The organism is Variovorax sp. Root318D1, from assembly GCF_001424835.1.
GTDB lineage: Bacteria > Pseudomonadota > Gammaproteobacteria > Burkholderiales > Burkholderiaceae_C > Variovorax.
Window position 1 is genome coordinate 277,599 of record NZ_LMCQ01000003.1, and the last position, 8,868, is coordinate 286,466.

10 protein-coding genes and 1 pseudogene are annotated in these 8,868 nt (G+C 66.2%); 4 read left to right on the forward strand and 7 right to left on the reverse strand.

Annotated elements, in window-relative coordinates:
• The first annotated feature begins 62 nt into the window (after positions 1–62).
• Positions 63–485: a universal stress protein gene (locus ASC78_RS04995; protein WP_055797246.1), complete on the forward strand. Its 423-nt coding sequence runs from the start codon at positions 63–65 to the stop codon at positions 483–485.
• 60 nt (positions 486–545) lie between these two features.
• Here ASC78_RS04995 and ASC78_RS05000 read toward each other — a convergent pair whose 3' ends face one another.
• Positions 546–1,961: a DUF5666 domain-containing protein gene (locus tag ASC78_RS05000; protein ID WP_055797249.1), complete on the reverse strand. Its 1,416-nt coding sequence runs from the start codon at positions 1,959–1,961 to the stop codon at positions 546–548.
• Positions 1,958–2,809: a DUF6502 family protein gene (locus ASC78_RS05005; protein ID WP_055797252.1), complete on the reverse strand. Its 852-nt coding sequence runs from the start codon at positions 2,807–2,809 to the stop codon at positions 1,958–1,960. The genes ASC78_RS05000 and ASC78_RS05005 overlap by 4 nt, the downstream gene beginning before the upstream one ends.
• A 334-nt stretch (positions 2,810–3,143) precedes the next feature.
• On the opposite strand from ASC78_RS05005, the gene ASC78_RS05010 reads away from it, so the two are divergent.
• The 3 genes from ASC78_RS05010 (at position 3,144) to ASC78_RS05020 (ending at position 4,570) form a co-directional block, all read left to right on the forward strand.
• Positions 3,144–3,383, forward strand: coding sequence for a hypothetical protein (locus ASC78_RS05010; protein ID WP_055797255.1), 240 nt, complete (start codon positions 3,144–3,146; stop codon positions 3,381–3,383).
• Between the two features lie 177 nt (positions 3,384–3,560).
• The gene (locus ASC78_RS05015) at positions 3,561–3,857 is read left to right on the forward strand and encodes a hypothetical protein (RefSeq protein ID WP_055797258.1); all 297 of its coding nucleotides are present in this window, start codon (positions 3,561–3,563) and stop codon (positions 3,855–3,857) included.
• A gap of 35 nt (positions 3,858–3,892) precedes the next feature.
• Positions 3,893–4,570 (forward strand): hypothetical protein, encoded by a 678-nt coding sequence (locus ASC78_RS05020; RefSeq protein WP_055797260.1) that lies wholly within the window; start codon positions 3,893–3,895, stop codon positions 4,568–4,570.
• Here ASC78_RS05020 and ASC78_RS05025 read toward each other — a convergent pair.
• The 5 genes and pseudogenes from ASC78_RS05025 to ASC78_RS05045 form a co-directional block, all read right to left on the reverse strand.
• Positions 4,554–6,287 (reverse strand): bifunctional protein-serine/threonine kinase/phosphatase, encoded by a 1,734-nt coding sequence (locus tag ASC78_RS05025; RefSeq protein WP_055797263.1) that lies wholly within the window; start codon positions 6,285–6,287, stop codon positions 4,554–4,556. The two genes, ASC78_RS05020 and ASC78_RS05025, sit on opposite strands and share 17 nt — an antisense overlap.
• Positions 6,288–6,315: 28 nt before the next feature.
• Positions 6,316–7,128, reverse strand: coding sequence for a formate/nitrite transporter family protein (locus tag ASC78_RS05030; protein ID WP_055797267.1), 813 nt, complete (start codon positions 7,126–7,128; stop codon positions 6,316–6,318).
• A 60-nt stretch (positions 7,129–7,188) separates the two neighbouring features.
• On the reverse strand, positions 7,189–8,004 hold the full coding sequence (gene cobA / locus ASC78_RS05035; RefSeq protein WP_055797269.1) for a uroporphyrinogen-III C-methyltransferase: 816 nt from the start codon (positions 8,002–8,004) through the stop codon (positions 7,189–7,191).
• A gap of 55 nt (positions 8,005–8,059) precedes the next feature.
• Positions 8,060–8,440, reverse strand: a complete 381-nt coding sequence (locus ASC78_RS05040) for a Rieske 2Fe-2S domain-containing protein (RefSeq protein WP_055797274.1) — start codon at positions 8,438–8,440, stop codon at positions 8,060–8,062.
• A 17-nt stretch (positions 8,441–8,457) separates the two neighbouring features.
• A pseudogene (locus tag ASC78_RS05045) lies at positions 8,458–8,868 on the reverse strand (nitrite reductase large subunit); the annotation flags it as partial.

Consider the following 8,868-nt stretch of genomic DNA (forward strand, 5'->3'; position numbering starts at 1 on the left):
GGCGCGCCCCTCCTGCCAGGGGCGAACATCCGGCCATCGAACAAGGCCCACCGAAGGACACCATGAAAATTCTCCTTGCCGTTGACGGCAGCGAATACACCACGCGCATGCTCGATTACCTGGCCGCGCACAAGGAATGGTCGCACGCGGGCCATGCTTTCACGGTCTTCAATGCGGTGCTTCCGGTACCGCACCGGGCCGCTGCATTCGCGGGGCCCGACCTCGTGCACGGCTACTACGAAGACGAGGCGCGCGTGGTGCTGGAGCCGGTGCGCGCCACGCTGGCTGCGCATGACATCGAGGCAAACTTTGCGCACAAGGTCGGCCACGCGGCGGACGAGATTGCCGCGTTTGCGGAAAACGAAAAGTTCGACCTCGTGGTGATGGGGTCGCGCGGGCAGGGCGCACTGACCAACCTCGTGCTGGGCTCGGTCGCCATGAAGGTGCTGGCGCGCTGCGCAGTGCCGGTGCTGCTGGTGCGCTGAAGCCGGCTCAGGTGCGGTCTCCGCAGACGGAGTTCGGGCTCTCTGGGCCGGCGAACCTCGTCATGGCGGGAGGAAGCTGACTGTCTGCGCGATCAGAACGCCGTCCACCACGGCGTTGCCAACTACAGCGATTTGACGGCCAGGGGGCAGATTGGCGAGATCGGCGACCGTACCGTTTTCGAATACTGTTCCAGAGCCGCCGGCATTCACGCGCTGTCCTTTCACCATGAACTCGGACGCAGATTGATAGTGGGCAATCGGGCCAATGACAGTGAAAACCACCGGCCCGCCCGTGCCTGGAATGTTGCGGATTCGCAGCTTTTTCACTACCAGCACGCCGTTGGTCATGAAGCCGTCGACTTCCACCTTGACGCCGTTGCCGATCGAATTCCATGGGTTGTTCGCGGGACCGCCCGTGACTTGAGCATTGGAAGCATCGATCGGCATGCCGAGCACCGTGAAGGCATTGGGCCCGGCGTAGTTGGTGATGACGCCTGCGAGCTGCAGGGCTGCGGCATCCCGCTTCGGCACCGCATACCAGCCCTGCACCTTGGTTGCGTTGAAGACGCCCGTATCCGGCGCCACGCTGCCGCGCACGCGAACGATGGCGCCTTCGGCCAGTGTGGACGCGTCGATGCCGCCGGAGAAGACGGTTTGGTTGTTGTACTGCACGGTGAGCTGGCCGAGCGTGAAGCTCTGTCCGGTCTTGTCCAGGTTCTGCACGATGCCTGTCGCCAGCGGCTCGACCAAGGCTGGCTTCAGCTCGACCCGCGTAGCCCGCAACGTGCCCGGCGCCGAAGGCAGGCCCCAGACCTGCACCACGCAGCCGGCCGCGACATCGGCGAGGCTGTTCGCACCGCTCCATACGGTGGCATTGTCGACAGTGACCGAGGTCCCCATGACCACGAAGCTCCCGCCGCCCGTCACGTCGATGGCCGATATGGCGCCTCGCAATTCGGCAGCCGATTCAACCTGCTGCGCCGTGGCGGCGGTGAACTCGCTGTCGATCTTGCCGGCAATGCGCACGCTCATGCCGATCTGCAGCTCGGTGGTGTCTTCGAGGCTGGTGGTTGCGGTGTCGGTGTTGTAGCGAACGCCATTCAAGATGATGCTGCCGAGCCCGCCGACCGAACCGACGCCGGTAGCGTCGGCGGTGCTCACGCCGGTACCACCCGATCCAACGCCCGACCCGTCGTCGCTGCCGTTGCCCGCGGTGCTCGTGCCGTCGGTACCGCCCGTACCGTCGGTACTGCCGGCGGTGCCCGTGCCATCGGTGCCAGTACTGCCACTGCCCGTAGTACCGGAGCCGCCCGTGCCCGTATCGGCCGAGCTGCCGATTCCGGTGCCCGACGAGCTGCTGCTGAGGGTGCCCAGGCTCCCCGAGGAACTCCCGCCGCTGCCTCCGCCGCAAGAAAGCAACAGGGCCATCACTCCGGCAAAGAGGATGCCGCGCATCCATCGGTAGTGGGTCTTCATTGTGTACTTTCTCTTTCTTCTTCCCGCGGGGGAACGACGGCCGGCGCATTCGGCACCGCCTCGTCTTCATGGTAGGTGTAGATCCCGACGCGGATTCGCCCCTTGGCGCCGCTCGGAGCTCGGTCGACCGCGCGTGTCAATTCGCCCACCAGTTCCAGGTGCATGGCAGACCAGCGCTCGCGCACCAGTTGGTGGATATTTTCGCAATCCTGGACGCTGAGGCCGCGCGCAAACACCGCGCGCTCGAGCATCCGCGGCTCCTCGCCGAGCGTGTTGGACACCGCGGCCAGCAGGTGGTCGCGGCCATTGTCCCCAAGGAAGGCCAGCATCGATTGCAGGTCGTCGACCGGCACGAAACCGTCGACCTTGAGTTCGGCGCAGCCGTCCTCTTCGGCCACCATGTTCAGGCGCACCAGCTCGTCCAGGATGGTGCGGTGGTGGACGTTGCCGCGGCTGCCGAGCCTGGCCATGGTTTCGAACGAGGGCGCGTCGGCCGCGTTGGCAGTGATGGGCAGGCGCTGCAAAGCCTGGTTTTCCGACACCAGCTGCAGCCAGAGCGTGAAAGTCTTGGCCGCGGCCGACAGTTCGGTGTGGGGCAGGGCGTCCACAGTCTCGCGGACCTTCGCGGTCACGGCCTTGCGATTGAGCCCGGTCGTGATGGACAGCTGGCTGATGTTGGGCTTGGGCACCCCCTGCTTGTGCCAGGAGCGCGCGGCCTCTTCCAGCAGCAGGTCACGCAGCAGGACTTCCAGATGCGGGTGCTTCACCCCCATGGCCAGGGCGAGCCTGACCACCGGCCGCAAGATGCGGGCGCAGGCGGCAAGTGCCCAATCCAACTGGTGTTCCATGAAGCGAAAGCGGTTTTTTGGCAGTGCAGGTTGCAGCGCAGCAATTTCGGCCGGCAGGGCCTGGAAATCGCGCAGCTTGGTGCACTATTGTCCTCGTCTCCGCGAGGATGTCACAAAAAATCCGCACTAAGGTGTTCAGGCGCGCTGGAGCCAATGAAGTGTATTGGACGAAGTCGTGGCGTCCCCTCCCGTTGTCCTGTTCAGTGGGGAGGAAGCTTCCGACTAGCGGACGCTGGTGCCGTCCTACGCTCGGGGCCGGCGCCGCGCCCAGAATCGATTCGTTCCAACTTATATCCTTGGGCGCTTGCGCGCACAGGGGCCGGACGGAGTCCCCATGACCACTGAAACATCCGACAAGGCATTTCCCTTTCCCACATCCAAGAACCACGACAAGCCCGCCAGCGAGCCGGCCAAGCCGGTCGAGCAGGCGCCCAGCGAAGAGGCATTGGACAGCGGGGTGGAAGAATCCTTTCCCGCAAGCGACCCGGTGTCCGTCACCGTGACGAAGGTCAAGCTGCCCAAGGCACCGCAGGACAAGGCGGAGGAGGCGCGCAAGTCGGATGAAAAGAGATAGGAGATAGGGAAGGGTAGAGGTAGCCCCTTCGCTTCGCGCTTCTCTTCTCCTACACCGTGCCGCGCCGCAAGCTGACCCGCCGCGGCCCGCAACGACCTAGCTTTCCTGGAGTCGGGCACTCGGTCCGGCACGGCCTCTTCCTTCCGGCACTGCCGGCTTTCTTCAGGAGACACGACCATGAACAGCACTTCCAGACTTCTTGCCGCACTCGCGCTCGGTGCCGCAGGCGCGGCGTTCGCCCAGGGCAATCCGCCGACCACGGCGCCAGCCAATCCGGCCACCGCGGCCGGCCAGCAAAATCCCTCGGGCGGCCCAATGGGCACCACTGGCGTGACCCCGGAAAGCGGCGGCGCCGCGCGAACCACCCCGCCGACGGCTCAAAGCTCGCCCGACACGAGCAGCAGCTCCAGCACGACCATGGCGGCTTCGGGCGACACGCCCGCAATGCGCCGCGCACGCGCCGACCGCAACTGAGCGGCTGACCGCACGCACCCGAACGCGGCGTAGCCATGAATGCCGTGAGGCCAGGAACGGGCGCAGCGAGCAGGCCGCTGGCCGTGCTCGCTGCGGTCCTTCTTCTCGCGTTCGCCCATATCCCCGTGGCGGGCGCGGGGGACGAAGCGCTATGGCTCGCAAGGGCGGCCGTTGCGGCAGCGGACAACCGGAATGCGCCTTTCGCGGTGATCGACAAGCACAATGCGCGTGTCTTCATCTTCGACGCCCAGGGGCGGCTGCAGGCTTCATCGCCGGTACTTCTGGGGCTGGCGCGCGGCGACGATTCGGTGCCGGGCATCGGCGAACGCGCGATGTCCGAGATACGGCCTGAAGAGCGCACGACGCCGGCGGGCCGTTTCGAGACGGAGCCGGGCCTCAACACCAAGGGCGAGGACATCGTCTGGATCGACTACGACGCGGCGGTTTCCATGCACCGCGTGCGCGCCACAAAGAAATCGGAACGCCGCCTGCAGCGGCTGGCTTCGCCAACCGTGGCCGACAACCGTATTTCTTACGGCTGCATCAACGTGCCGGCCGCCTTTTACGACGCTTACATCAAGCCCGTGCTGGGCAGCCGCCGTGGGGTGGTTTACGTGCTGCCCGAAACCATGGCGGCCCACAAGCGCTTCGAATTCCTGAGTCGGCCTGAGCAGAGGCTTAGCACCCGGCGCGGATTCAGCCCCGCAGGCTGATCGCGCCGAGCAGCACCACCAGCGCAATGCCCAACACCAGGGTGGCGCATTTCCAGAACAACACGGGATTCTTCTCGACCAGCGGCGTGCCGCGCCGGTTCAGAAAATCCGGGTGGGGCTGGCGCAGGTCCTGCACGAATTCCGACAGCGCCTCATGGCGCTTGAGCGGATTGGGATGCAGCGCCTTGCGCAGCACCTCGTCGATCCAGGCCGGAATGGCGCGCTGCGCGTCCAGAGCGGACCGGTACTGCAGGTTGCGCTGATCCGCGCGCGTGCGGATGCGCGCGGCCTCCGCGCCGTAGGGCAGCCGCCCGGTCAGCATCTGGTAGACGATGACGGCCAGTGAAAACAGGTCGGATCGCGCCGAGCCGCCTTCGCCCAGAAAGTATTCGGGCGCCGTGTACTGCACCGTGCCCAGTATCGGGTCCGGCTCGACCCGCGTGCTGTCGCCCAGGCCCGCCACCCAGGCCGATCCGAAGTCGATGATCCGCACGGTGCCGGTGCGGTCGATCATCACGTTCTCGGGCCGCAGGTCCTGGTGCAGCATCTCCATGCGATGGAAGGCCTGCAGGCCCTTGGCCAGTTGCTCGACGATGCGGCGCACCGACTCCAGGCTGGGCCTCGGGTTGTCGACCATCCATTGCGCGAGCGTCTGCCCGTCGATGAACTCCATGGCCACATAGAGGTAATTGCGCTTGCGGTCCGGAACATGAGGCTTGAGCACGTGCGCGCTGTCGATGCGCCGCGCCACCCATTCCTCCAGCAGGAAGCGGTCCAGATGCGCCTCGTCGTTCTGCAGGTCGACGGACGGCGTCTTGAGCACCACGCTCTGGCCGGTGTCGTCGTCCACCGCCAGATAGATGTGGCTGCGGTGGCTGCGGTGCAGGTCGCGCACGATCGTGTAGCCATCGAACCGCATGCGCGCTTCGAGCACGGGCGGCAGTTGCAGTGCCGCGCGCTGCGCCTGCAGTTCGTTCAACTCGCCGTGGGGCAGCGCGTCGATCCGGACAACCTGGACCGTCAGGTTGTCGAGGCTGCCGCGCCGAAAGGCTTCCTCGGCGATGCTCCTTGCCGCGGCGTCGAGATCGGCTGGATGGGCCGCCAGCGCGGCGCCGATGGCGGCGGCGTCCATATGTTCATGGACGCCATCTGACGTCAGCAGAAAGACGTCGCCTTTCTCGACGGCCACGGCCTGGTAGTCGATTTCGATGTGCGGGCCGACGCCGAGCGCGCGGCTCAGATAGCTGTGCCCGTCAGCCACCAACACCCGATGGTCTTCGGTCAGTTGCTCGAGCGCCTCCGCGTGCCAGCGGTAGACGCGCGTGTCGCCGACGTGAAAGACGTGCGCCGTGGTCGACTTGATGACCAGGGCGCTGAAGGTGCAGACGTAGCCGCGGTCCTTGTCGAAACGGCCGCCGCCGCTTTGCGTTTGTGCGTGCAGCCAGGCGTTGGTGGCGGTGAGCACGCGCTGCGCCGAGCGGCTCACGCTCCATGCGTCCGAGGTGCAGTAGTAATCGGTCAGGAAGCTGCGGACCGCCGCCTCGCTGGCCACGTGGCTGACGTCGCTGCTGCTGATGCCGTCGGCTATGGCGATGGCCACGCCCTTCGCGTGGCGGGTGGACGCCTCCGGCAGGGCGGCGCCGTGGAAGTCCTGGTTGGCGTCCTTGCGTCCCTTGTCGGAATGCTGTCCGATCGATATCGCGAGTCCGGGACGCATCGTGGCGCGACGACGGCGGTTGGGTGGCTTAGCGGGCGACGCGCTTGGGCGCCGTGCGTACGTGGGTCGCGTACAGGGTCAGGCCGGTGAACGACAGGCCGCCGATGAGGTTGCCCAGCACGGTCGGGATCTCGTTCCAGATGATGTAGTCCATGATCGAAAAATTGCCGCCCATGAGCAGTGCCGACGGAAACAGGAACATGTTGACCACCGAGTGCTCGAACACCATGAAGAAGAACACCATGATCGGCATCCACATGGCCAGCACCTTGCCGGTCACCGAAGTGGAGATCATCGCACCCACCACGCCGGTGGACACCATCCAGTTGCACAGCATGCCGCGCACGAAGAGCGTCAGCATGCCTGCGGCGCCGTGGTCGGAGTAGCCGACCGTGCGCGCCTCGCCGATGGTGGCGATCACCTGGCCCACCTTGTCCGGCGGGCTCGTGAAGCCGAAGGTGAAGACGATGGCCATGAGCACGGCCACGAGGAAGGCGCCAAGGAAGTTGCCGACGAAGACCAGGCCCCAGTTGCGCAGCACGCCGCCTATGGTGACGCCGGGCCGCTTGTCGATGAGCGCGAGCGGCGTCAGCACGAACACGCCGGTCAAGAGGTCGAAGCCGAGCAGGTACAGCATGCAGAAGCCGACCGGAAACAGGATGGCTCCGATGATCGAGTAGCCGGTCTGCACGTTGATGGTGACGGCGAACACGGCTGCCAGTGCAAGAATGGCGCCCGCCATGAAGGCGCGAATCAGCGTGTCGCGGGTGGACATGAAGATCTTGGACTCACCGGCGTCCACCATCTTGGTGACGAATTCGGAAGGCAGGAGATAGGCCATGGCGTTGCTTTGGTTTTGATTGGAAAAGCTGGAAGAAAACAGGCGAGGGGAGGCTGCCCCTCAGGCGGCCTTCTCCAGCGCAAGATGCGCGGGAGAACTTGCGGCGGCCAGCCCCTGCAGCACGTCGCCGACCACGATGATCGAGGGGCTGCAAAGGCCGTTGTCGGCAATGGTCTGCCGGAGCGTCGCCAGCGTGCCGACGGCGTGCCGCTGTGAGGGCAGGCTGGCGTTCTGCACCACCACGACGGGAGTCTCTGGCGGCAGTCCGCTCAGCAGCTCGTCCTGGATCGAGCCGGCACTCGATACGCCCATGTAGATGACCAGCGTCAGCCGCGCCGAATGGGCCGTGGCGGCCAGCGTGCGCCAGTCGGGTCCGGGCGCTCCGGGCTTGGCATGCCCGGTGATGAACACCACGCCCTGCGCATGCGTGCGGTGCGTGAGCGGCACGCCGAGCGAAGTCAGCCCCGCCAGCCCGGCCGTGATGCCGTTCACCACCTCGACGTGAATGCCGGCCTCGGCCAGGTGCTCTACCTCTTCGCCGCCGCGGCCGAAGATGAACGGATCGCCGCCCTTCAGGCGCACCACGTGCTCGCCTTCGCGAACGGCCATGATCATCAGCCGCTCGATGAAGCTCTGCGGCGTGCTCTTGCAGCCGCCGCGCTTGCCGACGTGAATCACGCGTGCGCCGGGCGCCGCCATGGCGACGATGTCGTCGCTGACCAGGTCGTCGACGAGCAGCACCGTGGCCGACTGGATGGCCTTGAGCGCCTTCAGCGTGAGCAGTTCAGGATCGCCGGGGCCGGCGCCGACGAGCGTGCAGCGGCCCTGCATCGGCTGCATTCCTGCGCTACGGTTGCCGGCCGTTCCGGTGCGCATTGCGGCGGACGGGGAGGTGAGAGTGAGGAGGCTCATGTGTTGTTGCTCGGCGGTGTCAGGCGGCGGAGTCTTCGGCTTGAAGGCACGCGCGGTTCGCGGGGCCCGCGACGGGGCGCTCCAGCTCCACCGCATGCGTTGCGAGTTCGCCCGCGTCCAGGTGCACCACGCCCTCGGCCACCTTCACCGCGAACCTGGGGGTGCACCCCTCATCGGGCGACTTGGCGCAGCCGTCTTCCAGCCCGATGGCCCAGTTGTGCAGTGGACACGCCACGCTGCCACCCTTGTGCGGGCAGCGGTCGAGCAGCGCGAACACCTGGTTCTCGGAATTGCGGAACACCGCCACGTCCACGCCCACCGGGCGCGCCACTCGGCGTGCGCCTAGCACCGGGATGTCCTCGACGCGGCAGATGACTTTCCATTCGTTGTTGTCGTTCATTGCTGTTGCTCCTTCGCTCACGCTGCCTGCGTTGCTTCGTCCACGACAGCCACGGGCGTGAACTGCCGCACATCCACCGATGCCTGGCTCGACTCGAACCAGGGATCGGGCTCCCCGTCCAGCGCGAACTGCAGCCGTTCCCACAGCGCCTTGCGGCCAGCCTCGTCTTCGAGGATCTTCTTCTTCACATAGTCCAGCCCGACCCGCCCGATGTAATGCACCGTGCGCTCCAGGTACCAGCCTTCCTCGCGGTACAGCTGCAAGAACGCGCCCGAATACTCCATCACCTCGGCCGCCGTCTTCACCTTCACCAGGAACTGCGCCACCTCCGTCTTGATGCCGCCGTTGCCGCCCACGTACAGCTCCCAGCCCGAATCCACCCCGATCACGCCCACGTCCTTGATCCCGGCCTCGGCGCAGTTGCGCGG